This is a genomic window from Afipia sp. DC4300-2b1, assembly GCF_049895725.1.
GTDB lineage: Bacteria > Pseudomonadota > Alphaproteobacteria > Rhizobiales > Xanthobacteraceae > Afipia > Afipia broomeae.
Genome location: NZ_JAFCSX010000002.1, coordinates 13,869 through 39,041 on the forward strand (window position 1 = coordinate 13,869; position 25,173 = coordinate 39,041).

Sequence of the window (25,173 nt, forward strand, 5' to 3'; positions counted from 1 at the left end):
CTTGGAACGAAGCCCTGGCGACAATTTTCGAACATCATGGGGCGCTAGCAAAATAGTGCGGCAGGTGATTGAACGGGAATTGTCCAGTCAATTGCCGGCGCGGTCCACGTGTTCGATTCGTGGAGGCGGGGTGGCCTTTCCCGGGCCATTCTGTTCGTCAAACAGAATACGTTCGGCCGCTCCGGCAAGATCATCATATTGCCCGCTTCTGAGCGACCACATGAAAGCTCCGAGCGCTGCGGCTCCAAGTGCGAGCGCGATCGGAATCAGGTAGAAGAAATCAGTCATCGCGCCTCCCCCACCCGAAGCGCATACAACTGGCTGGCGACGGGATTATCCGCGCGCAGCTTTTTGTCAGGGCGCGAGCCCGTCAGACGCAGGGCGTTGGCGATCACAATCAGTGAGGAAGCCGACATCGCCACGGCGGCAATCAGCGGCGTGACATGGCCGAGAATAGCAATCGGCACGGCAATCACATTATAGCCGATTGCGAGAGCGAGGTTTTGACGCACCAAGTGTCCTGCGCGGCGTGCAACGCCGATTGCCAGAGGCACCGCAGTCAGGCTTTCGTGCAGGAACACCAGATCGGCAGTATTGCGGCTCACGTCGGCCGCGGAAGCCGGCGCCATGGAAGCGTGGGCGGCGGCCAATGCTGGTGTGTCATTGAGGCCGTCGCCGATCATCAGCACGCGCCGTCCTGAAGCCGTCAGCACTGCTATGTGATCTGTCTTGCCACCAGGTGAAACGCCGGCGAGATAGGCGACGTCGAGCGTAGCGGCGAGGTGGCGCACAGGCTCGTCGCGATCTCCTGACATGATCTCGACGCGGTGTCCCTGGGACAAAATCTCGGCAACGCTCTGGCAAGCGTCCGGCCGCAGATCGTTATCGAAATGGAATGCGCCTCGCAGCCGTCCGTTTTCCGACAATACGACACTGGAGGACGAGTCGTGCTCAGATCCATCAGTCAGGGCCCAATCGGGTCTGCCCAGCCGGTACTGTGTTTCACCAATGCGGGCTTCAAGACCAGCTCCCGGAATTTCGGAAATCCTGGTCACAGCCAATGGCGCAACACCGCTGTCTCGACCGGCCGCGGCGATGGCGCGTGAATAGGGGTGACGGGAGTGTGATGCGATCGACGTTGCGATACCAAGCGTAGCTGGATCGACGGACTCGCCATTGGCGAGTTTCACGCGATCCAGGGTCAGTGTGCCGGTCTTGTCGAAAACCACGGTGTCGATCTCGGCCATGCGCTCCAGCGCACCGCCGTCCTTGATCATGATGCCGTGTTCGAACAGCCGGCGAGCCGCAACGACCTGTACCATGGGAACGGCAAGACCAAGCGCGCATGGACACGTAATGATCAGAACTGCGATCGCGATGGTTATCGCCCGGTGTGCATCGCCGGCGGCGATCATCCAGCCGATGAGTGTCAGCAAAGCGGTGAGATGCACGACGGGGGCGTAGAGCCGCGACGCGCGGTCGGCGATACGGCGATACACGGAGCGGCCTGCTTCGGCAGCTTCCATCATTCGTACCATTTCCGCGAGGAATGAGTCCTTCGCAGCCGCGGTGGCGACAATGGTCAGAGGTCCCGTCAGGTTCAGCGTTCCGGCTGAAAGCATTGCGCCTGCAACGGCCGGTTGCGGCCGGCTCTCTCCGGTAACGATGGCGCAATCGATGTCCGATGTTCCCTTGATCACTTTAGCATCGACCGGCACGCGTTCGCCCGCAGGCAGGATGAGGATCATGCCTTGCTGGATTTCGCCTACGGGCAGATAGGTATACGCGCCGTCGTCGTGAACGACAAGCGCTCCGCGCGAGGCAAGGCGAGCAAGCCCATTGACGGCATCACGAGCACGCTCTCGCATCATGTGATCGAGCGTCCGGCCGATTAGCAGAAAGAACAGCAGCGAGATGGATGCATCGAAGTAGGCATGAACACCATGGGTGATCGTCTCATAGAGGCTCATTCCAAATGCGAGCAGCACGCCGATGGAAATTGGGACGTCCATATTGGTCTGGCCATGACGCAACGCGCTCCAGGCGGACTGGAAGAATACATGGCCCGAATAAATTAATGCAGGACAGGCGATCAACGCGGACAGCCAATGAAACATGATGCGGGTATCCGGCTCCGCGCCGACCCAGATCGCGATCGATAGTCCCATGATGTTGCTTGCTGCGAATCCGGACACCGCAAGCGCGCGTATCAGCTCCGTCAGCGTCTCATCCTTGCGTTCCGCGTCGAGATCGTTGAGGTGAGCGTGATAGCCAATCCTCTCCAGCGTCTCGATGAAGGGCGGTGGCCGCTTGTCGGTTTCCCAGCGGACCGAGACCCGTTTCGTCGACAGATTGACGCGCGCCTGCTCGACGCCGGGAAGCGCACAAAGCGCTGTCTCGATCTTCTGGATGCAGCCGCCACAATGAATCGAAGGTATGGACAGATTTGTCTGGCGAATCCCGTCGCTGACAACATGGCTGGCGAGCAGCAGTTCGTCATCCGCGATATGCGGATTGGTTATCGCAAGAGCGAGTTCGGCGCCGGGTGCGCAGCAACTCATCGGCTACTCCATCTCCGCGCCGTAGCGCGGCCTTCGCGGCGGCTATGCTTTACGATGCTTCGGCTGAAACGGCTCGATAGGCGTGCCAGGTGCCGTGCCCGAGCACAGGAAACACCACGATCAGTCCGACAAGCCCGGTGACCAGGCAAAGAAGAAACAAGGCGAGGACAAGGGCGCCCCATGTCAGCATCACCGGCAGGTTGTTCCAGACCAGTGCTGTGCTCGTTCCCATGGCTGTCAACGCATCGACGCGTTCGTTCAGAAGCATCGGAATAGAGAATGCGCTGATTGCAAACGAGAAGGCCGCGAACAGTCCCCCGATGGCACTGCCGACGACAAGCATCGCCCAACCGGTGGGCGTGGTGAACAACATCGAAGCGATGTGATTGAGGCCGGGAAACGGCACCAGACCGAAGAACAATGCATAGACGATGACTGCGGCGCGCATCCAGGTGATCATCAGCAGACACAGCAGCACCCCCGCGAACAGGATTTGCCCGCCGGACTTCGGCTTGACGAAAATCATCCGCGTGAGACTTACCGGCAAGCCGGCGGCCAGCCGCTGGCTCTTCTCATACAGGCCGACGGCGAGAATCGGACCGACAACCATGAACCCGGCGAAAGCCGGAAACAGGATGTAGTCCCATCCAAACCGGAACAACCCGAGAACGATTGCGATCGATACCAGAAATATCATCAAGCCATATGCAAGGCTCGAAGCCGGTTGCACGACGAGATCACGCCAGCCAGCCGCCAGCCATGTGAAAGCGTCGGATGGGGCCAGTGACCGATTCCAGCGGTTCTTGACCGGAAGTGGTGGCACAAGGCTCGGGATCATGGTCATGCGAAGTTACTCCGCCGATAGTTTGGTTGGCTTCGCGGCTTTTGGCGAACAGGACGATTTCGCCGCGCTGAAGCTGTTCTTTCCTTCGCTCGCCTCACCACGACGCACGTGATCGACGCACTCCGGCTGCGAGGTTACAGCTACATAAAGCAGGTGCGCATTCGCACCGACAAGCAGAATAAGGCCGAGCCCAGTCACCAGCATGATGAATGGCTTCAACCTCAGCCGGGCAGGGGATGTTGCAGCGTCCATCATTGGCCGGTCGCTCGTTGGTCGAAAAGGTAAAGCGCGAGAATTTTACGGTCGAGCGGTGTCAGGCGGCTTTCCCACGTTGGCATGCGGCCCTGCCGGCCGCTCCAGACAGTGTTGAGAATGGATTGCCTGTCGCCGCCATAAATCCAGGACTTGTCGGTCAGGTTGGGCGCTCCGAGATCGGTCTTGCCCTTGCCGTCGTCGCCGTGACAGGCGGCGCAGGTCGCCGCGAATACGGTCTTGCCAGCCTCGATCTGCCCCGGTTTTGCGTCGTTCGCGGTAGAGGGGGCGGACAAGGTCTGCACATAGGCGACGACGTTGTCGACATCGGCCGACGGAATCATCTGGTCGTGACCGAATGCGGGCATCTGCGAGACGCGCGTGTCCGGATGCGTCGAATTGATACCGACGCGGATCGTCTCCGCAATGGCTGCAGGATCGCCGCCCCACAGCCATGACGAGGTGGTGAGATCAGGGAAACCTGGGCGGCCCTTCGCGTTGAAGCCATGGCAGGCGGCACAGTTGTCGCCGAACAACGTCCGTCCTGACTGGCGAACGATGTTCATCAACCGCGGATCGGCCTGAATGGTCGCATAGCTGTCGGTTTCGATCTTTTTCGCCCATTGATCGCGGCCGAGCGCAGCCTGCTTGAGCGTATCTTGCAGGTTCTGCCGGTCATCAAGCCCAAGCAGTCCCTTTGTGTAGGTCACACCAATCGGCCACGCCGGCATCAACACCCAGTAGCCGAGCGAGAACAGGGCCGTCAGGACGAGGAAGAAATAGACCGGACGAGGGACCGGCGTATTCAATTCCTTGATGCCGTTCCACTCATGTCCGGTGGTCATATAACCGGTATGAAGATCGCGTTCTTCTACCGCCATGGCTTGTCCTCATCGCGCAAAATGGAAGTCGCGGCGCGATCGAAGCTTTTTCTGTTCGACGGCCAGTAGGCGTAGACCAAGACGATGATCGAGAGCGCGATCAGGTAGAACAATCCGAACGATTTCGAAAACCACACCAGCGTGTTGTGCTCGACATCCATGACTATTTCGCCTCCGCAACGGGCTTGTACGCGGCATCTGTCAGCCGGCCGAGAATCTGGAGATAGGCGACAAGCGCGTCCATCTCGGTCAGATCGCCCGGCTTGCCGTCGAACGCGCGAACATTGGTGGCCGCGCCGTACCGCTTCGTCACGCCCTCCGCGAACGGAGTGTCCGGTGCAGCCTGTCCGTAGGTATCGGCCGCGGCATTCGCGATCATGTCATCGGTGTAGGGGACACCGACTGCGCGTTGCGCCTTCAGTTGCAACCCCATGTCATCCGTCCTTAGCGCGGTCCGTGATAGCCAGGCATAGGCGGGCATCACCGAGACGGACATCACGTCACGTGGATTGTTGAGATGGGCGACGTGCCACTCGTCCGAGTACTTGCCGCCGATACGTGCCAGATCAGGACCGGTACGCTTTGAGCCCCAGAGCATCGGATGGTCGTATTTCGATTCGACGGCCAGAGAGTAGGGACCATAGCGTTCGACTTCGTCGCGCAGCGTGCGGATCATTTGCGAGTGGCAGGCATAGCAGCCTTCGCGGATGTAGATATTGCGGCCGGATAGCTCTAGCGGCGTGTAGACGCGCATATCCGGTGCGTTCTCGACGGTCTGGTGGATCGTGAAGAGCGGGGCGATCTCGACCAGTCCGCCGATGCTGGACACGATGACAATGCCCAGAACAAGGCCGATGGCTTTCCGCTCAAGTTTGTAATGCAGTCCGAACATCGGCTTATTCTCCCGCCTGAAGGGCAGGCACCGCGGCAATTGCCGGGCGATCGGCCGTTGTTTCGGGCTCAACGCTTGAGGCCGCCGTCTTGATGGTCATCCAGATATTGTAGCAACCGACCACTGCGCCGATGAGGAACAGGAGGCCGCCAATCGCGCGGGCAATATAGTAGGGCCGCATGGCAACCAGCGAGTCGACGAAGGAGTAGGCCAGCGTGCCGCTCTCGTTATAGGTCCGCCACATCAGTCCCTGAATGATCCCGGAATTCCACATTGCGAAGACGTAGACAATCGTGCCAGCAACGGCGAGCCAGAAGTGAACTTCGACAAGCCTCGGCGAATACATGGTTTTGCTTTTCCACAACCACGGCACGGATGCGTAGATTGCGCCAAACGAGATCATCGCCACCCAGCCGAGCGCCCCGGCATGGACATGGCCGACGGTCCAGTCAGTGTAGTGTGAGAGCGAGTTGACGGAGCGGATCGCCAGAAACGATCCCTCGAAGGTTGTCAGTCCGTAGAACACCGCTGCCACCATCATGAAACGCAGCGTGGCGTCGTCGCGAACCTTGTCCCAGGCGCCGTTCAGTGTCAGCAGCGCGTTGGCGGCAGACGCCCATGACGGTATGAGTAACATCAGCGAGAAGGTCATGCCCAGCGTCTGCACCCACTGCGGCAATGCCGTGTAATGCAGGTGATGCGATCCCGCCCACATGTAGAAGAATGTGATGCCCCAGAAGCTGATGATTGACAGGCGATAGGAAAAGATCGGCCGGCCCGCGCGCACTGGCAGGTAATAATACATCATGCCGAGAAAGCCTGCCGTCAGGAAAAACGCGACGGCGTTGTGGCCGTACCACCATTCCGTCATGGCATCCTGCACGCCGGCGAACAGCGAGTAGCTTTTGGCGTGGCCAAAGGACACCGGCACAGCCAGGTTGTTGACGATATGCAAGATCGCAACGACCAGTATGAAGGCCATGTAGTACCAGTTGGCCACATAGATGTGCGGCTCTTTACGCCGGGCCAGCGTGCGCAGGTAGATGCCGAAGTAGACCACCCAAACGATCACGAGCCAGATGTCTGCGTACCATTCCGGCTCCGCATATTCTTTCGACTGCGTAATGCCCATCATGTAGCCGGTAACGGCCAGAACGCAGAACAGGTTGTAGCCGAGCAGCACGAACCATGAGCTGAGCTGGTCGGGAAGCCGGGCGCGCGATGTGCGTTGCAGGACGTAAAGCGAAGTCGCGATCAGGGCGTTGCCGCCGAATCCGAAGATGACGCTCGTGGTGTGGACCGGCCGCAACCGTCCGAAGCTCGACCATCCGGCATCGAATGTGAGTTCGGGCTTGACCAGCAGCCACGCCACCCAGTCGCCGACGAACAGGCCGAACACGGCCCAGACCATAGCCAGAATGATGCCTAGTTTGGTCGGATCGTCGTAGTAGTGGGCCAAGCGTTCGTCGCTGGGCTCCGGCTCGTAATAGACCGAGATGATCTTGAAGATTCCGGCAAGCGCGGCCAGCACGATCAGCAAGCCGTGCGCGCCAAGGATGTCATCCCTTCCCGCGACACCCAGTGCCAGTCCGCAAAGACTGACGGCAAGCAGAATAATCAGCGCAAGCTGTCGCTCGCTCTTTGTAAGTTGCCCCATCATCATTATCGCCCGTTCCAGCCAATTTGGGCTGGCTCCCTGCAATTAAAATCAAATGCGCGCTGACCGTGTCGATGAGCGCACCAAGCCTACGCCCCGACTTTGGAACCTGGAAGTCTATTAAAACTGCTGCAGCACCTCGGGTTGCTTCTCTCAGGCTATGCCAATGATCGCCGTTGTCTTTGCGCCAGAGCAAAGACATCAGTCCTAAATCCTGTCGCCTAGCCTCCGAAAGAGCTGAAGCGGCATGCCGATCTGGGCTTCCATAAAGAAATATTTTATATATATCTTATTCACATTCAGCAATCTGGATTCAGAAGCCGCAATGCGATTGACCAATTTCTCGGACTACGCACTACGCGTGCTGCTTTATGCCGCCGCACGTCGCAACGCATTGATCACAATCGAGGAAACGGCGCAGGTCTATGGAATATCCCGGGCACACCTCATGAAGGTCGTGAACCAGCTGACGCGCGCCGGTTTTCTGAAGGCGGTGCGCGGACGCTCCGGCGGACTCGAGCTGGCCAGGCGCCCTGAGAAGATCAGTCTTGGCGACGTGGTTCGGACCACCGAGCCGGACTTTGCGCTGGTCGAATGTTTCTCGCCCGAAAACAAGTGTCTGATCACGCCGCGCTGCCGCTTGCGGGGCGTTTTGAATGAGGCGTTGGCGGCTTTTATTGCAACGCTCGACCGCTATACGCTGGCCGACCTGGTTCTTCGCCCGGAGGATTTTGGAATTCAACCGGCTGCGTGAGCCGCGGCCCATTGAGGATCGAAAAAATGAGTGATTTGGAAGCAGGTGGACCTGAGCGCCGGGCGCGGATCACAGCCGATATCATGGCAGAAACCGGCATCGATGAGCCAATGATCGAGCGCCTCGTCAGGTTGTTTTATCAGCGCATCCAGGCTGAGCCTGTGCTCGGACCGATTTTCGCGACGAGGGTCACAGACTGGGAGCATCATATCGCAAAACTCTGCGCGTTCTGGTCTTCGGTTGTGCTGATGACCGGCCGTTATCACGGACAGCCGATGAGGATGCATATGGATCTCCCGGTAAGCGGGGCACATTTCGACCGCTGGCTTGAACTGTTCGAGGGCACGGTTGCGGAGGTATGTCCACCGGCCGCGGCCGCGCATTTTATGGAGCGTGCGCGGCGGATTGCGGACAGCCTTGAACTGGGAATTGCAACGACGCAGGGCAGGATCGACGCACCAAGGCACTTGCGCTCGCAGTCCGGGCAGCTCAGTGGCGTCGTGTGCTCGGGATAAAACTTATGCGGCTGGCCGATAGGTCGTAGGCGGTGGGGCAGGCGCCCGGCACGCCGGTCCTGCGGCTGAAGGGTTGTTCGAGGCTGATGGTCTGGCAGGAGAAGCGGGCGGCAAGTTCGTTTGCGCTGGCGATAATGGCTTCGTCGATCAACTGGCCAGGCATCCGTGCGACCACGAGATTGCCAAGACATAGTTTTTTACGTGCCCTCAGATCGATATCGATCCGGTATCCAAATAGTGCATGAATAAGGCCACGGCGATCCCGGATGGCGATCAGGCCGGTGCGATCCGATGGTTGGCGGCATCGACGCCGAGCGAAGCGCAGCCATTCTTCCAGCGATATGCTGGCGTCATGCAGATAGACCAGCGGGTAAGCGGACTTTGCGTCTTTTAGGCCGATCGAATGCGCTTGAAAATGCTGATCCATCGCCAAGTGAGCCCGCCGCCGACCGTATCCAGTAAAAAGGCAGATTGGACGGTTCGCGGCCCTTCCGGCATTGATGTGCATCAACTATCTGGCACTTTGACATAGATCAAAAATGCTGGACGATTGCGTATATATAGAGAGACAGGTCAACACGGACGGCATCGATGGACAGGTTTGAACAGTGCACGGCGGCGGGCGAGCCATGCAAGCACAATCGCAGCAGTGCCGGATGCGCCGAATGCAGCGTTCGCCTGGTAAGCGTTTGTGGCGCTCTCGAATTGTCCGAGCTTGAGGCACTGGAACGCATCAGTCAGCCGACGACCTTTGCGCCCAAGGTGATGCTGTTCGATCAGGGGGCGCTTGCCAGCCACGTTTTCAATGTAACCGAAGGTGTCGTACGACTTTACAAGTCGCTGCCCGATGGTCGGCGTCAGATCATGGGATTTGCATTGCCCGGCGATTTTCTCGGCCTTGCTTTGATGGATCGTTACGGCGTGACGGCTGAGGCGATCACACCCGTCAAGGTGTGTCGCTTCCTGCGTTCGTCGTTCCTGTCTTACATCGACGGCAAGCCGCATCTGCTGCGAAGGTTGCACGAATTCGCCGGGCATGAGCTCAGCCTCGCACAGGATCAGATGCTGTTGTTAGGCCGCAAGACGGCAGAAGAGAAGGTTGCCGCCTTCCTTGTCAACCTTCAGGCTCGCTACGCTAGAATCGGCCCGATGTCGGTCACGGTTGCCTTGCCGATGGGACGGCAGGACATTGCGGATTACCTGGGACTGACGATTGAGACGGTGAGCCGGACACTGACGAAACTGGCGCGCGAAAAAACCATACTCATCGTGCCCGATGGTGTGAGGTTGCTTAGCGCAGAGCGGCTGGATCACCTGACCGCGGCCTGAACATGTATCGGTTTTGACTTGGCTCAAATGGCCACTTGATCAACAAGCGTAAAAGCTTCTCCACAAGACTGGAGAAGACCATGCCCACAGACACCATTCTCGCTATCGTCCCGGTTATCCTTCTGTTCGCGTTTTTTGCCGCCACTATGGTGTGGGCTGATATCTATAGCCGTAAACAGTGATGCTTGAATCTTGGGAGCGATTCACAACGACAGGATGCGCCCATTACGGACGCATCCTGTCGCTGCCTTAGAATCCTCAGACGGCCGCCGCCTTGTCCGCCTGAAGAAAACGTACGGCCTTGATCCATTCCTGGCCGATGGTCAGGTCGGCTTGCGACAACTGGTGCCCGGTGGGCAGCACCGGATGCTGAACATTCGCACCAGCCTTCGTCAGCAGCGCTGCTAGCTGCGCCGAGTTGGTCGCGGGGATGATCGGATCGAGCTTGCCTGACACGATCAGCACCGGTTTGTCCCTGAGATCGGCCTGCGGCGGTTGCGACAGCGGCACCATCGCACGCAGCAGGATAGCACCCGCAAGAACATCCGGCCTGAGCAGCAGCATCGCAGCCGCGATGTTTGCCCCGTTCGAGTAACCCAATGCGACAGGCGCAGCGATGCCGTAGCGCGCGCGTGCGGATTCAACAAAATCCGCAAGCTCGTCGGCGCGACGTTGTACGTCGTCCTCGTCGAACACGCCCTCGGCCAGCCTGCGAAAGAAGCGCGGCATGCCATGCTCGAGCACCTTGCCGCGCGGCGACAGCAGTGCCGATCCCGGCGAGATCGTCTTGCCCAGCGGCAGCAGGTCGTTCTCGTCGCCGCCCGTGCCGTGAAGCAGCAGGAGCGGTGGTGCTTCGAGCCGGTTTCCCGGCTCGAAGCGGTGGATGAAGTCGTTACTCATCACGCAGCCTTTCCAAGCGGAGGCAGCACGGCCTCGATTTCCTTGCGGTGGGCTTCGAGGAACCTCGGCAGTTTCAGATCCTGACCGAGCGTTGCCACCGGTTCGTCCACGGCGAAGCCGGGAATATCGGTTGCGATCTCGAACAGGATGCCGCCGGGCTCACGGAAGTAGACCGACCGGAAATAGTTGCGGTCCTTCTGCTCTGTCGGATGCAGGCTATGTTTCTCGATCAGCTTCTTTGTCATATCGGCCTGATCGGCATCGTCCTTCGCCCGAAAAGCGATGTGGTGAACCGATCCGGTTCCCTGCCGCCCAGGCAGGAAGCCCTTGGCTTCATAGATGTCGACCAAGCCGCCGGTGACGAGGCCAGGGGCTTTGAAACGGATCACCGATCCCTCACGAGCGGATTCCTCGAAGCCGAACACGTCGGTCAGGATCGCACCGGTCCGGGCCGCGTTGTCGAGCAGCAAGGTGACGCCATGGAAACCTCGGATCGCGTGTTCAGCCGGCACATCACCGTTGCTCCAGCCTGCCTCGTTTTCCGCGCCCGGAACGCCGACCAGCGCGAGGCTCATGCCATCGGGATCGGTGAACGGCAGTACGGACTCGCCGAACCGCTTTTCCAGCGCTTCGTGGGCGATACCTTTCTCGATGAAGCGATGCGTCCAGTAGCCCAGCGAGCGGGCCGGAACGCGGAAGGCAGTCTGCTGGGTCTGGCCCACGCCGCCGCGGCCGGGCGCCGCGCCTTCCCAGGGGAAGAACGTCAGGATCGTGCCGGGGCTGCCGGCCTCGTCGCCATAATAAAAGTGATAGGTGCCTGGATCGTCGAAATTGACCGTCTTCTTGACGAAGCGAAGTCCAAGGGCGCGGGTGTAAAAATCGTAGTTTTGTAATGCGTTACCAGCGATAGCTGTGACGTGGTGAATGCCGGACATGGTGTCTTCTCCTGCGTATGAGGCGGATCAGCCTCTGGTGCAGGAATAATTGGTCGACGTTTATTTGAAGACAATCAGCGCTTTCATGGCATCTCTGTCTATGATTTGATGACAATCTTCAAGGTCATCGAATGCTCTTCCCCGGGAATCAATCACATGGACAAGCTGGCCAGCCTTCGGGCGTTCGTCAAAGTGGTCGAACTCGGCAGCTTCTCCGAGGCGGGGCGACACCTGCGGCTATCGCGCTCGGCGATCAGCAAATACGTCAGCGAACTGGAGCAAAGCCTCGGCGTTCAATTGCTCAACCGGACAACGCGTCACGCGAGTCCTAATGAAAACGGGCAGATGTATTTCGAACGCGCGCTAAGCATCCTCGCGGACATCGATGCCGCGGATCAGGCGGTTGCGCATCTGCAATCCACGCCGCGCGGACTTCTTCGCGTCAATGCGCCGATGTCGTTCGGGACGTTGCAGCTCGGGCCTGCGATCGCCGACTTCATGGAGGCGAATCCCGAACTGCAAATCCATCTGGTTCTGAGTGATGAACAGGTCGATCCGGTGCAAGGCGGGTTCGATGTCACGCTTCGCATCGCTGATCTGGAATCCTCAAGTCTCATCGCGCGCAAGATTGTCCCGATCGAGCGCGTCATCTGTGCGTCGTCATCCTATCTCGAGCGCCACGGCATTCCCACTCATCCAAACGCGTTACGCAATCATGCCGCGCTCACCTATGGCTTCTTGCTCACCGGAAATCAGTGGAAACTCACAGGCAGGGACGGCGATCACTGGATCCAGCCGTCATGGCTGTTATGCGCCAACAATGCCGAAGTCCTGTGTGACGCGGCTGTGAAGGGACGGGGCGTAGCGCTTCTGCCCACATTCATTGCAGGCGCTGCATTGCGTGCGGGCAAGTTGCGGACCGTCCTCGACGATTACAAAGCTCCGCCGCTGACACTCTACGCAATTTACCCGCCGACGCGGCATCTGGCTGTGAAGGTCCGGTTATTCATCGATTTTCTTGTTGCACGGTTCAGTGCCGGTCCGGAAGGAAAGCTCAACACGGTGTGAGCGGAAATTCCTTTGACTGCCGGCAGAACGGCGTCGTTGACCTGTGTCAAGCAAGCGGCAATTATTCACCTCTCCACGGGACCACGACCTGTGGTTACGCACCCGCCAGTGATGACCGGCAAGTGCGATCACGTCAGAGGGGAGAGCGATATGGCCTTCACCATCAATGTTAATGGGACAGCACATAACGTCGACGTCGATGGCGATACACCGCTGCTGTGGGTGTTGCGCGACGTTCTGGGTATGACGGGTACGAAGTTCGGCTGCGGTATGGCGCTGTGCGGCGCCTGCACGGTCCATATCGACGGAGTTGCAACGCGCTCCTGCATCACCGATATCGAAAGCCTTGGCACATCGAAGGTCACGACGATCGAGGCGATCGGCGCGACGCCTGCCGGCGCCAAGATCCAGAAAGCCTGGCTCGATCATGAAGTGCCTCAATGCGGCTATTGCCAGTCGGGACAGATCATGTCGGCATCCGCGTTGCTGGCCGACAAGCCGCAACCGACCGATACGGATATCGACGATGCGATGAGCGGCAATATCTGTCGTTGCGGCACCTATGTCCGCATCCGCGAAGCCATCAAACTCGCAGCGCGAACATAGGGGAGGCTGACATGAATCTCGATCACATCGCGTCTTCCATCCCCGATGCGACTTTGTCGCGACGCAGCTTCCTCGCGACCACCGCCGCCGGTGGCGCTTTCATGTTAAGCCTCAGTCTGCCTCTTGGGAAAAGCGAAGCAGCTTCGCCCGAGGGCTTCGCGCCGAACGCCTTTATTCGTATCGGAAGCGACGGTCAGGTTGCTCTCACCATGCCTTATGTCGAGATGGGACAAGGCACCTATACCTCGATTCCAATGCTGATCGCGGAAGAATTGGACGTGAGCTTGAAGCAGGTGCGTCTGGAGCATGCACCGCCAAACGAAAAGATTTATGCCAACCCGTTACTCGGCGTGCAGGCGACTGGCAATTCCAACGCGATGCGCGGCGCATGGAAGCCGATGCGCGAGGCCGGTGCGACCGCGCGATCCATGCTGGTCGCGGCTGCAGCCAAACGCTGGGCGGTCGATCCGGAATCTTGCCGCACGCAGGATGGCGAGGTGGTGCACCCGCAGACGAACCGGCGTCTGACTTATGGAGAGCTTGCCGCGGAGGCTGCGAAACTTCCTGTGCCGAAGGCCGTCGCGCTGAAGCCGGCGGCGGATTTCAAGCTGATCGGGACGCCGGCCAAGCGGCTCGATGGACCGGGAAAAGTCAACGGGACTGCGGTCTACGGCATCGATGTTCGTCCGCCCGGCCTGAAAGTCGCGACGCTTGTACAATCGCCTGTGTTCGGCGGACGCGTGAAGAGCGTGGATGACGCGGAAGCCAAGGCGGTCAAGGGCGTGCGCCAGATTGTCCGGCTCGACGACGCCGTTGCGGTGGTCGCGGACCATATGGGCGCGGCAAAGAAAGGGCTGGCTGCGCTCAAGATCGAATGGGACGATGGCCCCAATGCCGGACTCGCCACGGCGGATATCGCCCGCGAACTCGAGCAGGCGACGCTCCGTTCAGGACCTGTCGCGCAGAATCTCGGCGACGCCGATAAGGCGATGGCGGGCGCTGCCACCAAGGTGGAAGCGATCTATCAGGTGCCATTCCTGGCGCACGCCACGATGGAGCCGATGAACTGCACGGTGCATCTGCGCAAGGACGAGTGCGAAATCTGGATCGGCAACCAGGCAATTGCCCGCGTTCAGGCGATGGCAGCGAAGGCGGCGGGCCTACCCGCGGAAAAGGTCATCGTGCACAATCATCTCATCGGCGGCGGTTTCGGCCGGCGGCTGGATGCCGATGGTGCGGTCCGCGCGGTCGAAATCGCCAAACACGTGGATGGTCCTGTGAAGGTCGTATGGACCCGCGAGGAGGATATCCAGCACGCGATGTATCGGCCCTATTGGTTCGATCGCATTTCGGCCGGGCTGGACGACAAGGGCATGCCGGTCGCCTGGAAGAATCGTTTTGCAGGCTCGTCCGTGATCGCGCGGTGGCTGCCGCCGGCTTTCAAGGATGGACTCGATCCCGATACGACGGAAGGCGCGATCGATCTGGTCTACAACTTGCCGAATTTCCACGTGGAATATGTACGCGTGGAGCCGCCGGGCATCCCGACAGCGTTCTGGCGCAGTGTGGGTCCTTCCCACAACGTCTTTGTGACCGAAAGTTTCATCGACGAACTGGCGGCGGCAGCCAAACAGGATGCGGTTGCCTACAGGAGAGCGCTGCTCGACAAGTCACCGCGCGCCAAGGCGGTCCTTGATCTCGCCGCCGAGAAAGCCGGCTGGGGACAAGCGTTGCCAAAGGGAAGCGGCCGCGGCATCTCCCTGCAATTCTCGTTCGGGAGCTACATGGCGCACGTGGCCGAAGTCGAGGTGTCGAAAGACGGCGCCGTTCGGGTCCGCCGGGTCATCTGTGCGGTCGACTGCGGCACGGTGGTGAATCCCAATACGGTCCAGGCGCAGATCCAGAGCGGGATCGTCTTCGGTACGACAGCGGCGCTCTACGGCGAGATAACGCTGAAAAACGGCCGTGTCGAGCAGGGCAACTTCGATACCTACCAGATACTGCGCATCAATGAGGCACCGGCTATCGAAGTTCACGTCGTTAAAAGCACGGAGCCGCCGGGCGGCATGGGCGAGACCGGAACATCGGCGATCGTTCCCGCTATCGCCAATGCGATCTTTGCGGCAACCGGCAAGCGCCTGCGCAAGATGCCCATTGATACCAGCGTGCTGAAATCGGCGTGAACGGTTGGGCTTTGCGCCGCTGAAGGCGGTGATAAGTTTGAGGAGGCAGAAGCCGGGCCAGCGTGTGCTCTTTCCCGACCGGCGCGGTGGTGGGACAGTGATGACGGTATCAACGTCGTCCTTCTTCACCGGCTTGCCATGCTCATCGACCAGAGCGACGGACTTTTGGTCCCGTTGTCTTTGACTGGAGCGCCAACGGTCCGGAGCCGTTGCCGATCCACCGGTCACTCCATTCGGTTAGCGCGGTGAAGGACAAGCCAAGCGATTGGCCATGTCGGTGAGCGGATACGCGACCCGCGCGCGTTGCCCGTCGTCGCGATACTCTCTCCGCTCCATGACGCCGGCTTTTACAAGCCGGCGAGGCGGCTGCCGAGTGCGGGCAAATTCCCGAAGATTCCAAGAAGCGCGCAAACTGCATCGTGATCGTCGAGGAAGTACCTGCCGGAAACTGGACTTTCGGCGGACACGATTTGTCGCGCATGCTGGTGTCGTTTGTCGCCACGGTGCTTTCTCCGAAGCTCTCGGAGAACGCTTCGGTGCTCGCCTGCTTCCCGACAGCGCCGCCAACACTGAGTTGCCGCCGTTCTTTGCACCCCCCCACAGCGCCGCTCATCTCACCGACGAGGCTGGGCAGCCGACCAATGCCGCGCGCGATGAGATAATCTCGTTCTTTGCCCGCCGGCTCAAATCGTGACTAAATGCGAGCGATCTTAACTGGTTCGAGGCAAGGCAATGCAAATTGCAGTTATGGGCGCCGGAGCCGTCGGTTGCTATTTCGGCGCGATGCTTGCGAGGGCCGGGCATAGGGTGACTCTGATAGGGCGGTCCCAGCATGTGGAGGCGATCAGGCAGCACGGTCTCCTCCTTGAGCACCGCGATTTCAAGGATCACGTGCGGGTAGCCGCTACGACTGACGCCATCGGTGTTGTGGAGGCGGATGTCGTTCTGTTTTGTGTAAAATCGGCTGATACAGAGGCCGCTGGACGTCTGATCGCACCTCACCTGAAGCAAGGTGCTGTGGTTCTGTGTTTGCAGAACGGTGTTGACAACGCAGAGCGCTTGCAAGCTACGATCGATCAGATTGCTGTTCCAGCGATCGTCTACGTCGCGGCCGAAATGGCTGGCCCCGGTCACGTCAAGCACCATGGCAGGGGCGAACTGATCATTGGCGCCTCGCCTTCTAGTGCGAGTATCGCCGCAACCTTTACACAGGCTGGCGTACCTACCACAGTCTCCGACAAGGTCGCCAATGAGTTGTGGCTTAAGCTCATCACGAACTGTGCCTACAACGCGTTGTCGGCGGTCGCACAAATGCCCTATGGGCGGCTTTTCAAAGTCGACGGCGTCACGGAGGTGGTCAGGGCCGTCGTACGCGAATGCACTGAAGTGGCATCGGCGCTGGACATTGCCGTACCGGAGAACATCGATGAAACGGTGCTGGCCCTGGCGGGATCGATGCCAAATCAGTATTCGTCCACTGCGCAGGATCTGGCGCGCGGCAAGAAAACCGAAATAGACTACCTGAATGGCTATGTCGTCCGGAAGGGTGAGGAGCTTTCCATTCCGACGCCAGCGAACCGGGCGCTCCTTGTCATGGTCAAGTTGCTTGAAGAAAAGACGCAGCAAGCGATCTGACGAACTGCGCGGCGGCGGCATCCTGAGTGATTTGATGATGCAGCGACGACAGTTTGCTGTTGTCAGGCCAAGACACTTGCTGATATTGCGCGCCTCACAACCATCGTGTTGACGAGAGGCGCGCGGAATGAATCGGAACGTTGGTATTGTTGGCGTCGGAATTATGGGCACCGCAATGGCGCGAAATCTGCGCGAAGCGGGCTTTAGCATCGTTGGTTACGATCCCGTGCCGTCGGCGGCTGAGCGTCTCAATTCGCTGGGCGGGCAGGCGCTGATGTCTCCCCGCGCCGTTGCCGAAGCGGCGCCGATTGTCATCATGTCTTTACCGAAGGCCGAAGCGTTGACCGAGGTCATTAGTGGCGTCGATGGTATCGCTCAGGCCGCAGGGACCGGACAGATCGTTATCGAATGCTCCACATTGCCTCTCGACATCAAGCAGGCCGCGCATGACGTCATGCAGAAGAACGGCAAGGTTCTCCTCGATTGTCCGATCAGCGGAACGGGTGCGCAGGCGGTTGCCAAGGATCTCGTGATCCTGGGCAGCGGTGACCAGGCGGCCTTCGAGCGCTGCGCTCCGGTTTTCGCCGGCATGTCCCGCGTGCAGCATTACCTTGGACCATTCGGACGCGGCAGTATCATGAAGTACATCGCCAATCATCTCGTGACGATCCATAACGTTGCTGCAGCGGAAGCCATGGTTCTGGGCATTAAGGCAGGCATAGATCCCGCTGTCGTCTATGACACGCTTGCTGACAGCGCGGGCACTTCGCGGATGTTTCAGATGCGTGGTCCTTTGATGCGCGACGAGCGTTATGACGAGCCGACGGCGACAATCCGCATGCAGCTCAAGGATATTTCGATCATTAATGCCTTCGCGGCCGATCTCGACTGCGCGCTGCCGGTCTATGCGGCGGCATCGCAAGTCTACCACGCGGGGGCGGCACTCGGACGCCGGGAACAGGACACCGCAGCGGTCTGTGCCGTGCTTGAGACAATGCACGGAATTGACCGGACGAAACTCAAGTCGTAGAGCAATCGGCGCATTTTGCTTCTCATTCGCTCGGTTTGAGCACCGTCATTGAAGGGTAGGGCTGGCATGGCCGATCTGACTATTATGGTCGCGCCGAATGGCGCGCGCAAAGGCCATGCCGAGCATCCAAATCTGCCGCTGACAACTGAGGCAATCGCAGCGGATGCGCTTGCATGCAAGAGTGCGGGCGCGCAGGCCATTCATATGCACGTTCGCGATGCGGATGGTCGTCATACGCTTGATGTGGCGCGCTATCTGGCCGCGACCGAAGCGGTGCGGCAGCTCACTGGTCCGGAGTTCGTCGTCCAGATTACAACTGAAGCGGTCGGCATCTTCAGCCCCGACGAGCAGATCGCCGTGGTACGAGCCGTTCGCCCCGAGGCAGTCAGCATCGCGACCAAGGAGTTGATCCCGGACCCGAGCGCGGAAAGCGCTGCTGCGGACCTGTATCGATGGGCCCACGAGCAGCGCATTGCCGTTCAGCACATCGTCTATGCTGCAAATGAATTCGACCATCTGCTCGATCTTGTGAAGCGTGGGGTCATCCCCGGTCATCGGCATTCCGTCATTTTCCCGCTTGGCCGATATGCCGTGGCTCAGGAAAGCGATCCCGCTGAACTCGCGCCATTCGTTGCGAAGGTTCGGGACAACGGCGGCGCGGAACGCTTCGATTGGTGGGTTTGCGCTTTTGGCGCATTCGAGACGGCATCGCTGGTCGCCGCAGCCGCGATGGGCGGGCATTGCAGGATCGGATTCGAGAACAGTTTCATCAATGCGGATGGAAGCCGGGCCGGCAGCAATGCTGAGCGTGTTCGGGATTTGCAGGCTGCATTGTGCGGAATTCATCGTCCGCGCTCGTCGCGAGCGCAGATTTTGAGGGCGCTGGGTCGGCCAGACTAGGCTACCGCGAAGGGTCTAAAGGCCAGCTTCGCATCGGGAATTTCGAGATTTGGCAGGGATAGATCAGTACGCCGCGCGCTTTGTGCGGCGCACTGAGCTGCGCCGTGCTTGCAATTCCGGTTCTGTTGCGTTATTTATCGGGTGATAAAATAAAAAGCTCAACAAGCTCGCGGGAGTGAAGACATGAAAGTCCTTGGTTTCAACCACCTTTCTATTGGCGCGAAGAACCTCGAAGAGTCCGCCCGTTTCTATCAGACCGTGCTGGGCATGGAGCTGATCCCGACCTACAATTTCGGTTTCAAGACCAAGTATCTGCGCTGCGGAGATCTTCAACTTCATCTGTTCGAACTCGAAGATAGTGTTCCGGTCTATCAGCACTTCGCCCTCGACGTTGACGATTTTCATGCAGCTTATGAGAAGGCTAAAGCGATCGGAGCGCTCGATTTCTCGGCCTTCCGCAATGCAGTCAACGAACTGCCGGACGGCTGCGTACAGATGTATCTGCGTGACCCCGCCGGCAATCTGGTTGAGATTGACTGGCCGGATGTGAATACGCTGGATCGTTCGCGTATTCCGGAGATGAAATTGCTGTCCGAGTTTGCGACTCAGGACGACGAAGGACTGCGAGCATCGCTCTATCTCGATCGTCCGCATATCAAGCCAAATGCTCCGAGAAAAGCTGCGGCGCGATAGTTTCAGGGAGGCGAGCATGTCAGGGACTGTCCATAAGCTTGATCTGGATCGGCGTTCGAACGGTCAGGACGGCGCATACTCAGAAATGCTGGAGCGGGCACGCGCGCTTGTTCCAATGTTGCGTGAGCGCGCTGCCAAGACCGAAGAGATGCGGCGCCTTCCGCCTGAAACGGAGAAGGAGCTTCACGAAGCTGGTTTGTTCCGAATTCTCCAACCCAAGCGGGTCGGCGGCTCCGAGCTTGATTATGTCGCGTTGGTCGATTTCGCTGATGTTGTCGCGCTTGCCGATGCGTCGGTCGCATGGAATCTCGCGAACCTGGCCAGCCATCACTGGATGCTCGGCATGTTCGATGCGCGCGCGCAGGACCTGATCTGGAACGAAAATGTCGATGCCCTCATTGCATCGTCGTTTGTGTTTCCAGCCGGCCGCGCCACGAAAGTCGCCGGTGGATATACCCTGTCGGGCCGTTGGCCGTTCTCGTCGGGTGTGGATTCAAGCACGTGGAACATGCTTGCGGGCATCGTGTCGTCCGAGGACGATGCGGATGGCGTGGAATACCGGATATTTCTGTTGAAGCAGTCCGACTACAAGATTCTCGACACATGGAGTTCGACCGGCCTGAAGGGGACCGGATCGAACGACGTCGAAGCCAAGGATGTGTTCGTTCCGGATTACATGACGCTTGCGGTCAAGGACGTTGCCGGTGGCGCGACACCTGGAAGCGCGGTGAATCCCGGTGCGCTCTACGCCTTGCCGGTATTCTCCCTGTTTCCGTTTGTCCTGTCAGGCGCGGGCCTGGGCAATGCGCAGGCGTGCCTTGATGACTATGTCGGGATCGCCAAGCATCGCGCTTCGACCTACAACCGCGCAAAACTTGGCGACCTGCAGACGACGCAAATCAAGATCGCTGAAGCCTCCGCGAAAATCGATGCGGCACGTCTCATCATGCGCCGGACGTGCATTGAAGCGATGTCTGATGCCCGCCATGGTACTGTTCCCGATCTCTCGGAAAAAACCAAATACCGGCGCGATGGGGCATATGCGGTCAATCTGTGCACCGAAGCGGTCTCGACGCTGTTTTCGGCGAGCGGCGCGCGGGGCCTTTACACGACCGGCGCATTGCAACGGCAGTTCCGCGATGCTCACGCAATCAACGCTCATATCGCGTTCAGCTTCGATGCTGCCGGAACCAACTATGGTCGCGTTGCGCTGGACTTGCCGTCCGAAAACCTGACCCTCTGAGGCTCGGTGATGGTTGCATCGCAGAACCCGACGGATTTCAGGAACGAATTGTCGAGCGACAGTTCGCCGATCGATCCGCGCGATTTCCGGAACGCGCTGGGGTCCTATGCCACCGGCGTGACGGTGATTACGGCGGCAACGCCGGACGGCCGGCAGGCCGGCCTGACCTGCAATTCGTTTGCGTCGGTATCGCTGAATCCGCCGCTCGTCTTGTGGAGCCTGGTATCTTACTCTCCAAGCATGAATATCTTTCAGAACGCGAGCCATTTTGCGGTCAACGTGCTCGGAGCATCCCAGCAGGGCTTGGCAAAGCAGTTTGCCACGCGGGCCGAGGACAAGTTCGCTGGGGTGTCCTGGAAACCCGGTCTTGGCGATGCGCCGGTTCTGGCAGATGCGGTCGCCACATTCCAGTGCCGTAGCGCCGACCGCTATTACGGGGGCGACCACGTTATTTTCCTTGGTGCTGTAGAGGCTTATGATTACAACCGTGCGGAGCCGCTGCTGTTTGCACGCGGAAGTTTTGGTCACTTTGTTTCTGGGGCATAACCCCAGCAGGTCTTTATGAAAAAGAAACCGTCACCATCGGTTGCGCGGGTCAAGCAGAAGCGCCTGTCTCCCGAGGACCGGCGTCAGGAATTCGTTCGCAAGGCGACTGAGTTCTTTTCCGAAGAGGGATTCAACGGTGGCACGCGTGAACTCGCGCGCCGGCTGGGTGTGACCCAGCCGCTGCTGTATCGCTACTTCCCGAGCAAGGAAGAACTGATCAAGGAAGTCTATCGCAAGGTCTATCTCGAGCCCCTCGACACCGGCTGGGAGAAGCTTCTCACCAACCGTTCGCGGCCCATCCGCGAGCGCCTTGTGCAGTTCTACGAAGCTTATACCAACGTGATCTTCACGCGGAAATGGCTTCGGATTTATCTGTTCTCCGGCCTGAAGGGCCTGGACATCAACCGCTGGTATGTCGGCGTTGTGCGGGACAAGATCCTGACGCGCATCATCAAGGAAGTCAGGTTCGAAGCTGGTCTGCCGACGCAGGCCAAGCCGACGGCATCCGAGATCGAAATGGCGTGGGTCTTCCACGGCGGCATTTTCTATTACGGCGTTCGCAGGTACATCTACGAGATGGAGCCGCTTCAGGAAAAGGAAGAAATGATCGCGAATGCGATCGACGGCTATCTTGCGGGATTTGCACGCGTGTCCAACAATGTTGCCAAGCGGCCGGCGGTGAAATCAAACCGGCTCAATGCCGCCGCTGGCAGCTGATCGCTGAATGGCTTCGAACGTGCGAACGTTCATTAGCATTTCCTCATGGGTTACGGGATACAGGCTTCCGCCGAGCGCCGCCCTTCCGAAAGCTTCCAGATTATCCCTCACCGCAGGGTGGGGCTGATAGTAAGCGGTTTCCGGTGGCCGATCGCGCTGAACGCGTGTGACGTCCCAGCCGGTCGGGCTCTCCGGATGGGTCCGGTCGCGGATTTCCATCCAGCCCTTTGATCCCAGCAGCGCGAGCCGACCCATAAATGGCGTTGCGAGCACCGCGTTCAGAGTAGCCGTCGTTCGGTTCTCGAAACCGATGGTGATCGAGAGCGTATCCCCGTTTGCAAAATGGCTCCCGAGCGTGGCCAGTCGCGCCCAGACGTGAGTGGGCTTTCCGAGAATCCCGATCGAAAGATCGACCAGATGAATACCGGTTGCCGAGAGGGGGGCGACGGGATTGTCCGTATTCGACAGGCGCCAGTTATCCGGCGGCAGATTGAGGAACTTGTCCTGGCTGAAGTTGCCCTCCAGCACGAGCGCATTGCCGAACTCGCCATCTGCGAACCGCTTGCGCAACTCGATCACGGCGGGCTCGAAGCGGCGCTCATGTCCGATGCCAAGTTGCACGTTCGCCTTTCTGATAGCGGCAATGGCTCGCTCTGCATCTGCTCCGGTCGTGCAAAGCGGCTTCTCGCAAAACACATGACGGCCGGATTTAGCGGCAGCTTCGATCTGCGCCGCATGGCGATCTTGGGGCGTGCAGAGGATAACGGCGTCGATGTCGGAGCGCGCCAGGGCATCCTCGAAGTGGCCGGAAGTTTCAAGCCCCAGCGCGGCACCTTTCGCGCGCATGGGCTCGAGGGGATCGATGCCCAGCACCGGCCTGATGACCTCGCTGGCCGCAAGATTGCTGGCGATGGTCTGTCCCCACCATCCCAGTCCGACAATGGCGGCTCGGATCATGTTTGAACTCCAATCGGATTTTAAGCCTTGGCCATCTGGTCGCGATACCAGTCGCCTATTTCGCTCGCAGTCATCAAGGCAACGCCGTCGTGGCCGATCACATAGTCGAGCAACTGCTCAAGATACTTGATCCGGTGCGGAACGCCCGTGATGTAAGGATGAATTGAGATCGCCATGACACGAGCGTTTTCTTCGCCTTCAAGATACAGCCGGTCGAACTGGTCGATGCATCGGCGCATGAACTGATCCGACGCCATGTGTTGTAGCGCGTGAACGACGATGTCGTTGGTCTCGACAGTGTAGGGAATCGTCGTGATTGTGCCATGCGGGGTATCGATGTCCTGAGGAAGATCGTCGATCACCCAATCCGCGACGTACTCGATCCCGTTCAGTCGGAGAAGATCGAGCGTATCGTTGGTTTCCGTCAATCCGGGACTTTCCCACGAACGCGGGGCCTTGCCGGCGAACTTCGCAATGGTGTCGACAGCGCGCTTGATGGCGTCGCCCTGGTTGTCGAGTTTGTGCATTGGTCCTTGAAGGAAGCCGTGCCCCATGAATTCGAATCCGGCATCGCGCGCCGCCGCCGCGACGCGCGGATACGATGAGCAGACATTGCCGTTGATGGCCAGCGTGGTCGGAATGTTCCGGTCGGTCAGCGCCTTCAACTGCCGCCAGAAGCCCGCGCGCATTCCGTATTCGTGCCACGCCCAGTTTGGCACGTCAGGCAGCAGCGGCTGCCCCATCGGTGGGCTGAGAACCGTGCGCGGCATCGCATTTTCGATCCGCCATTCTTCGACATTCAGGATGATCCAGACCGCCAGCTTCTTGCCGCCGGGAAGGACCAGCTTGGGGCGATCGATGAGGGCTTGGTAGGGGACGCGATCGGTGAGGGCCAATGGAGATTCCTGCTTTAGCAACTACTCTGCGGCTCTTGCCTGTCTGGGCGAACCTGCGTTCACCAGCGGCAAGACTTTTTCCGCCGTCAGGATCATGGATCTTCGCCCGAGTTCGTGGTCTTTCCAATCCTTGCCGGCATAGAGCAGCGTCCCGAATGTGCCGACCTCGTTCTGAAAAGCAAGAAGCTGATCGGCAACGCTGTCCGGCGTGCCATAGATGATCAGCTTGTCGCAGATCATCTCCAGCGTCACCTCGTCATCCGGCTGATCGCGGCGCGTCTTGAACAGTTCGATCCGTCCATTCTTCTTCAGCTTCGTGAACAATGAGCGGTAATAGTTCACATATGGACCGTTGGGATCGGTGGCATAGGCTTTGGCAGTCGCGGCATCGTCAGCCACGAAAACGCTCTTGGCGACACGCCAGTTTGCGGGATCCGCGGGGCGACCGCCGCGCTCGCAGCCTTCAATGTATTTCGGCCAGTGGCTTTTGACCCATGCGGGCATCAGGAAGTTTGCAGAAATCGGGTCCCATCCCCGAACGGCCGCTTCGGTAACGCCCTTTGAAAAGGGCGCGACCGCTGTCACGACGATTGGCGGATGCGGCCGTTGCAGCGGGCGAGGGATGTAGCCCTGGCCGATTTCCTTGATTTGCGTTCGCTGCGTGGACACCGTCCAGTACTTGCCTTGCAGATTGTACGGCGGCTCTCCCGACCAGATGCCAAGCACCTGATTGATCGCCTCGAGGAACATCTCGTTGCGGTTGAAATCGAGATTGCCGAACAGTTCCGCATCGGACAGGAGGCCGCCGGGGCTGATCCCGAAAATGAAACGGCCATCGAGCATATGGTCCAGCATCGCGATGGTGGCTGCGACCGTTGCAGGATGCGTGTTGGGCATATTGACGGTGCCGGTGCCCAATTTGATCTGCTTCGTCGCGGCAGCGATCCAAGCCAGAAATGTCACGCAGGACGTGATGTTCTCTGCCTTGTCGGTGACATGCTCTCCGACATAGGCCTCGGTAAATCCGAGTTCGTCGGCGAGCAGGAAGGCCTCGCGATCCTCGGCCAGCGACTGCCGCCAGTCCTTATCCAGCGGATGGATCGGCATGGTGAAAAAGCCCAGCTTCATTGTGCGTTTCCCGAGACGTTTGTTTCTGAACGCAAGAGTAACGATTGTGGG

At 59.3% G+C, this 25,173-nt stretch carries 27 protein-coding genes; 13 read left to right on the forward strand and 14 right to left on the reverse strand.

Going from position 1 to position 25,173, the window contains the following annotated elements; translation table 11 throughout:
- Nucleotides 1–87: 87 nt before the first annotated feature.
- From ccoS to ccoN, 8 genes are read right to left on the reverse strand one after another with little or no spacing between them, the layout of a single operon-like run.
- On the reverse strand, nt 88–288 hold the full coding sequence (gene ccoS / locus ACP7AL_RS06710; protein WP_006021866.1) for a cbb3-type cytochrome oxidase assembly protein CcoS: 201 nt from the start codon (nt 286–288) through the stop codon (nt 88–90).
- Nucleotides 285–2,561: a heavy metal translocating P-type ATPase gene (locus ACP7AL_RS06715; protein WP_425990060.1), complete on the reverse strand. Its 2,277-nt coding sequence runs from the start codon at nt 2,559–2,561 to the stop codon at nt 285–287. The genes ccoS and ACP7AL_RS06715 overlap by 4 nt, the downstream gene beginning before the upstream one ends.
- A 49-nt stretch (nt 2,562–2,610) precedes the next feature.
- Nucleotides 2,611–3,405, reverse strand: a complete 795-nt coding sequence (locus tag ACP7AL_RS06720) for a DUF2189 domain-containing protein (protein ID WP_425990062.1) — start codon at nt 3,403–3,405, stop codon at nt 2,611–2,613.
- A gap of 6 nt (nt 3,406–3,411) precedes the next feature.
- Nucleotides 3,412–3,660: a hypothetical protein gene (locus ACP7AL_RS06725; RefSeq protein WP_425990064.1), complete on the reverse strand. Its 249-nt coding sequence runs from the start codon at nt 3,658–3,660 to the stop codon at nt 3,412–3,414.
- Nucleotides 3,657–4,538 carry a cytochrome-c oxidase, cbb3-type subunit III gene (ccoP, locus tag ACP7AL_RS06730; protein WP_425990066.1) on the reverse strand — a complete coding sequence of 294 codons (882 nt, stop codon included), beginning with the start codon at nt 4,536–4,538 and terminating at the stop codon, nt 3,657–3,659. Before ccoP ends, ACP7AL_RS06725 begins: the two co-directional genes overlap by 4 nt.
- Entirely contained in the window at nt 4,529–4,699 is a 171-nt protein-coding gene (locus tag ACP7AL_RS06735) for a cbb3-type cytochrome oxidase subunit 3 (RefSeq protein WP_006021861.1), read from the reverse strand. The genes ccoP and ACP7AL_RS06735 overlap by 10 nt, the downstream gene beginning before the upstream one ends.
- Nucleotides 4,700–4,701: 2 nt before the next feature.
- Nucleotides 4,702–5,430: a cytochrome-c oxidase, cbb3-type subunit II gene (ccoO, locus tag ACP7AL_RS06740; protein ID WP_006021860.1), complete on the reverse strand. Its 729-nt coding sequence runs from the start codon at nt 5,428–5,430 to the stop codon at nt 4,702–4,704.
- 4 nt (nt 5,431–5,434) lie between these two features.
- Nucleotides 5,435–7,090, reverse strand: a complete 1,656-nt coding sequence (gene ccoN, locus ACP7AL_RS06745) for a cytochrome-c oxidase, cbb3-type subunit I (RefSeq protein ID WP_425990068.1) — start codon at nt 7,088–7,090, stop codon at nt 5,435–5,437.
- Between the two features lie 322 nt (nt 7,091–7,412).
- On the opposite strand from ccoN, the gene ACP7AL_RS06750 reads away from it, so the two are divergent.
- A complete protein-coding gene (locus tag ACP7AL_RS06750) occupies nt 7,413–7,841 on the forward strand; it encodes an RrF2 family transcriptional regulator (RefSeq protein WP_425991632.1) in 429 nt (142 codons plus the stop codon).
- 26 nt (nt 7,842–7,867) lie between these two features.
- The gene (locus tag ACP7AL_RS06755) at nt 7,868–8,356 is read left to right on the forward strand and encodes a group III truncated hemoglobin (protein WP_425990070.1); all 489 of its coding nucleotides are present in this window, start codon (nt 7,868–7,870) and stop codon (nt 8,354–8,356) included.
- Here ACP7AL_RS06755 and ACP7AL_RS06760 read toward each other — a convergent pair.
- Complete coding sequence (locus ACP7AL_RS06760; protein ID WP_024921956.1) at nt 8,331–8,783, reverse strand: hypothetical protein; 453 nt, start codon at nt 8,781–8,783, stop codon at nt 8,331–8,333. The genes ACP7AL_RS06755 and ACP7AL_RS06760 overlap by 26 nt on opposite strands.
- A gap of 164 nt (nt 8,784–8,947) precedes the next feature.
- Here ACP7AL_RS06760 and ACP7AL_RS06765 point away from each other — a divergent pair, with 164 nt between their 5' ends.
- Nucleotides 8,948–9,685 (forward strand): cyclic nucleotide-binding domain-containing protein, encoded by a 738-nt coding sequence (locus ACP7AL_RS06765; RefSeq protein WP_006021855.1) that lies wholly within the window; start codon nt 8,948–8,950, stop codon nt 9,683–9,685.
- Nucleotides 9,686–9,943: 258 nt separating this feature from the next.
- Here ACP7AL_RS06765 and ACP7AL_RS06770 read toward each other — a convergent pair whose 3' ends face one another.
- Together ACP7AL_RS06770 and ACP7AL_RS06775 are read right to left on the reverse strand one after the other, a co-directional pair.
- Complete coding sequence (locus tag ACP7AL_RS06770) at nt 9,944–10,585, reverse strand: alpha/beta hydrolase (protein ID WP_425990073.1); 642 nt, start codon at nt 10,583–10,585, stop codon at nt 9,944–9,946.
- Nucleotides 10,585–11,520, reverse strand: a complete 936-nt coding sequence (locus ACP7AL_RS06775) for a ring-cleaving dioxygenase (RefSeq protein WP_425990075.1) — start codon at nt 11,518–11,520, stop codon at nt 10,585–10,587. The genes ACP7AL_RS06770 and ACP7AL_RS06775 overlap by 1 nt, the downstream gene beginning before the upstream one ends.
- A gap of 156 nt (nt 11,521–11,676) precedes the next feature.
- On the opposite strand from ACP7AL_RS06775, the gene ACP7AL_RS06780 reads away from it, so the two are divergent.
- From ACP7AL_RS06780 to ACP7AL_RS06825, 10 genes are all read left to right on the forward strand, one after another.
- On the forward strand, nt 11,677–12,588 hold the full coding sequence (locus ACP7AL_RS06780; protein ID WP_425990077.1) for a LysR substrate-binding domain-containing protein: 912 nt from the start codon (nt 11,677–11,679) through the stop codon (nt 12,586–12,588).
- 150 nt (nt 12,589–12,738) lie between these two features.
- Nucleotides 12,739–13,194, forward strand: a complete 456-nt coding sequence (locus ACP7AL_RS06785; protein WP_006021850.1) for a (2Fe-2S)-binding protein — start codon at nt 12,739–12,741, stop codon at nt 13,192–13,194.
- 11 nt (nt 13,195–13,205) lie between these two features.
- Complete coding sequence (locus ACP7AL_RS06790; RefSeq protein ID WP_425990080.1) at nt 13,206–15,377, forward strand: molybdopterin cofactor-binding domain-containing protein; 2,172 nt, start codon at nt 13,206–13,208, stop codon at nt 15,375–15,377.
- 732 nt (nt 15,378–16,109) lie between these two features.
- Nucleotides 16,110–17,012 carry a ketopantoate reductase family protein gene (locus ACP7AL_RS06795; RefSeq protein ID WP_425990082.1) on the forward strand — a complete coding sequence of 301 codons (903 nt, stop codon included), beginning with the start codon at nt 16,110–16,112 and terminating at the stop codon, nt 17,010–17,012.
- A 127-nt stretch (nt 17,013–17,139) separates the two neighbouring features.
- Nucleotides 17,140–18,042, forward strand: coding sequence for an NAD(P)-dependent oxidoreductase (locus ACP7AL_RS06800; RefSeq protein WP_425990084.1), 903 nt, complete (start codon nt 17,140–17,142; stop codon nt 18,040–18,042).
- A gap of 84 nt (nt 18,043–18,126) precedes the next feature.
- Entirely contained in the window at nt 18,127–18,942 is an 816-nt protein-coding gene (locus ACP7AL_RS06805; protein WP_425991635.1) for a 3-keto-5-aminohexanoate cleavage protein, read from the forward strand.
- A 183-nt stretch (nt 18,943–19,125) separates the two neighbouring features.
- Complete coding sequence (locus ACP7AL_RS06810) at nt 19,126–19,635, forward strand: VOC family protein (RefSeq protein ID WP_006021845.1); 510 nt, start codon at nt 19,126–19,128, stop codon at nt 19,633–19,635.
- An 85-nt stretch (nt 19,636–19,720) separates the two neighbouring features.
- Nucleotides 19,721–20,878, forward strand: coding sequence for an acyl-CoA dehydrogenase family protein (locus tag ACP7AL_RS06815; protein WP_425991637.1), 1,158 nt, complete (start codon nt 19,721–19,723; stop codon nt 20,876–20,878).
- 9 nt (nt 20,879–20,887) lie between these two features.
- On the forward strand, nt 20,888–21,424 hold the full coding sequence (locus ACP7AL_RS06820; protein WP_425990086.1) for a flavin reductase family protein: 537 nt from the start codon (nt 20,888–20,890) through the stop codon (nt 21,422–21,424).
- A 15-nt stretch (nt 21,425–21,439) separates the two neighbouring features.
- Nucleotides 21,440–22,141: a TetR/AcrR family transcriptional regulator gene (locus ACP7AL_RS06825; protein ID WP_006021842.1), complete on the forward strand. Its 702-nt coding sequence runs from the start codon at nt 21,440–21,442 to the stop codon at nt 22,139–22,141.
- Here the strand turns inward: ACP7AL_RS06825 and ACP7AL_RS06830 are convergent.
- Genes ACP7AL_RS06830 through ACP7AL_RS06840 form a run of 3 tightly spaced genes read right to left on the reverse strand, consistent with a single transcriptional unit; the run spans nt 22,109 to nt 25,122 of the window.
- Nucleotides 22,109–23,098 carry a Gfo/Idh/MocA family protein gene (locus ACP7AL_RS06830; protein WP_425990089.1) on the reverse strand — a complete coding sequence of 330 codons (990 nt, stop codon included), beginning with the start codon at nt 23,096–23,098 and terminating at the stop codon, nt 22,109–22,111. The two genes, ACP7AL_RS06825 and ACP7AL_RS06830, sit on opposite strands and share 33 nt — an antisense overlap.
- A gap of 20 nt (nt 23,099–23,118) precedes the next feature.
- Complete coding sequence (locus ACP7AL_RS06835; RefSeq protein ID WP_425990091.1) at nt 23,119–23,994, reverse strand: polysaccharide deacetylase family protein; 876 nt, start codon at nt 23,992–23,994, stop codon at nt 23,119–23,121.
- A 21-nt stretch (nt 23,995–24,015) separates the two neighbouring features.
- Nucleotides 24,016–25,122, reverse strand: a complete 1,107-nt coding sequence (locus ACP7AL_RS06840; RefSeq protein ID WP_425990093.1) for an LLM class flavin-dependent oxidoreductase — start codon at nt 25,120–25,122, stop codon at nt 24,016–24,018.
- Between the last annotated feature and the right edge of the window lie 51 nt (nt 25,123–25,173).

Excerpts from the sequence above, each read along its gene's own strand:
- ACP7AL_RS06810 (WP_006021845.1), top strand. The coding sequence starts at position 19,126 with ATGAAAGTCCTTGGTTTCAACCACCTTTCTATTGGCGCGAAGAACCTC.
- ACP7AL_RS06770 (WP_425990073.1), bottom strand. The coding sequence starts at position 10,585 with ATGAGTAACGACTTCATCCACCGCTTCGAGCCGGGAAACCGGCTCGAA.
- ACP7AL_RS06760 (WP_024921956.1), bottom strand. The coding sequence starts at position 8,783 with ATGGATCAGCATTTTCAAGCGCATTCGATCGGCCTAAAAGACGCAAAG.
- ccoN (WP_425990068.1), bottom strand. The coding sequence starts at position 7,090 with ATGATGGGGCAACTTACAAAGAGCGAGCGACAGCTTGCGCTGATTATT.
- ACP7AL_RS06755 (WP_425990070.1), top strand. The coding sequence starts at position 7,868 with ATGAGTGATTTGGAAGCAGGTGGACCTGAGCGCCGGGCGCGGATCACA.
- ACP7AL_RS06720 (WP_425990062.1), bottom strand. The coding sequence starts at position 3,405 with ATGACCATGATCCCGAGCCTTGTGCCACCACTTCCGGTCAAGAACCGC.
- ACP7AL_RS06830 (WP_425990089.1), bottom strand. The coding sequence starts at position 23,098 with ATGATCCGAGCCGCCATTGTCGGACTGGGATGGTGGGGACAGACCATC.
- ACP7AL_RS06725 (WP_425990064.1), bottom strand. The coding sequence starts at position 3,660 with ATGATGGACGCTGCAACATCCCCTGCCCGGCTGAGGTTGAAGCCATTC.
- ACP7AL_RS06790 (WP_425990080.1), top strand. The coding sequence starts at position 13,206 with ATGAATCTCGATCACATCGCGTCTTCCATCCCCGATGCGACTTTGTCG.
- ACP7AL_RS06815 (WP_425991637.1), top strand. The coding sequence starts at position 19,721 with ATGCTGGAGCGGGCACGCGCGCTTGTTCCAATGTTGCGTGAGCGCGCT.
- ACP7AL_RS06820 (WP_425990086.1), top strand. The coding sequence starts at position 20,888 with ATGGTTGCATCGCAGAACCCGACGGATTTCAGGAACGAATTGTCGAGC.
- ccoS (WP_006021866.1), bottom strand. The coding sequence starts at position 288 with ATGACTGATTTCTTCTACCTGATTCCGATCGCGCTCGCACTTGGAGCC.
- ACP7AL_RS06750 (WP_425991632.1), top strand. The coding sequence starts at position 7,413 with ATGCGATTGACCAATTTCTCGGACTACGCACTACGCGTGCTGCTTTAT.
- ACP7AL_RS06715 (WP_425990060.1), bottom strand. The coding sequence starts at position 2,561 with ATGAGTTGCTGCGCACCCGGCGCCGAACTCGCTCTTGCGATAACCAAT.
- ACP7AL_RS06840 (WP_425990093.1), bottom strand. The coding sequence starts at position 25,122 with ATGAAGCTGGGCTTTTTCACCATGCCGATCCATCCGCTGGATAAGGAC.
- ACP7AL_RS06805 (WP_425991635.1), top strand. The coding sequence starts at position 18,127 with ATGGTCGCGCCGAATGGCGCGCGCAAAGGCCATGCCGAGCATCCAAAT.
- ACP7AL_RS06765 (WP_006021855.1), top strand. The coding sequence starts at position 8,948 with ATGGACAGGTTTGAACAGTGCACGGCGGCGGGCGAGCCATGCAAGCAC.
- ACP7AL_RS06775 (WP_425990075.1), bottom strand. The coding sequence starts at position 11,520 with ATGTCCGGCATTCACCACGTCACAGCTATCGCTGGTAACGCATTACAA.
- ccoP (WP_425990066.1), bottom strand. The coding sequence starts at position 4,538 with ATGGCGGTAGAAGAACGCGATCTTCATACCGGTTATATGACCACCGGA.
- ACP7AL_RS06735 (WP_006021861.1), bottom strand. The coding sequence starts at position 4,699 with ATGGATGTCGAGCACAACACGCTGGTGTGGTTTTCGAAATCGTTCGGA.
- ACP7AL_RS06795 (WP_425990082.1), top strand. The coding sequence starts at position 16,110 with ATGCAAATTGCAGTTATGGGCGCCGGAGCCGTCGGTTGCTATTTCGGC.
- ACP7AL_RS06800 (WP_425990084.1), top strand. The coding sequence starts at position 17,140 with ATGAATCGGAACGTTGGTATTGTTGGCGTCGGAATTATGGGCACCGCA.
- ACP7AL_RS06825 (WP_006021842.1), top strand. The coding sequence starts at position 21,440 with ATGAAAAAGAAACCGTCACCATCGGTTGCGCGGGTCAAGCAGAAGCGC.
- ccoO (WP_006021860.1), bottom strand. The coding sequence starts at position 5,430 with ATGTTCGGACTGCATTACAAACTTGAGCGGAAAGCCATCGGCCTTGTT.
- ACP7AL_RS06780 (WP_425990077.1), top strand. The coding sequence starts at position 11,677 with ATGGACAAGCTGGCCAGCCTTCGGGCGTTCGTCAAAGTGGTCGAACTC.
- ACP7AL_RS06785 (WP_006021850.1), top strand. The coding sequence starts at position 12,739 with ATGGCCTTCACCATCAATGTTAATGGGACAGCACATAACGTCGACGTC.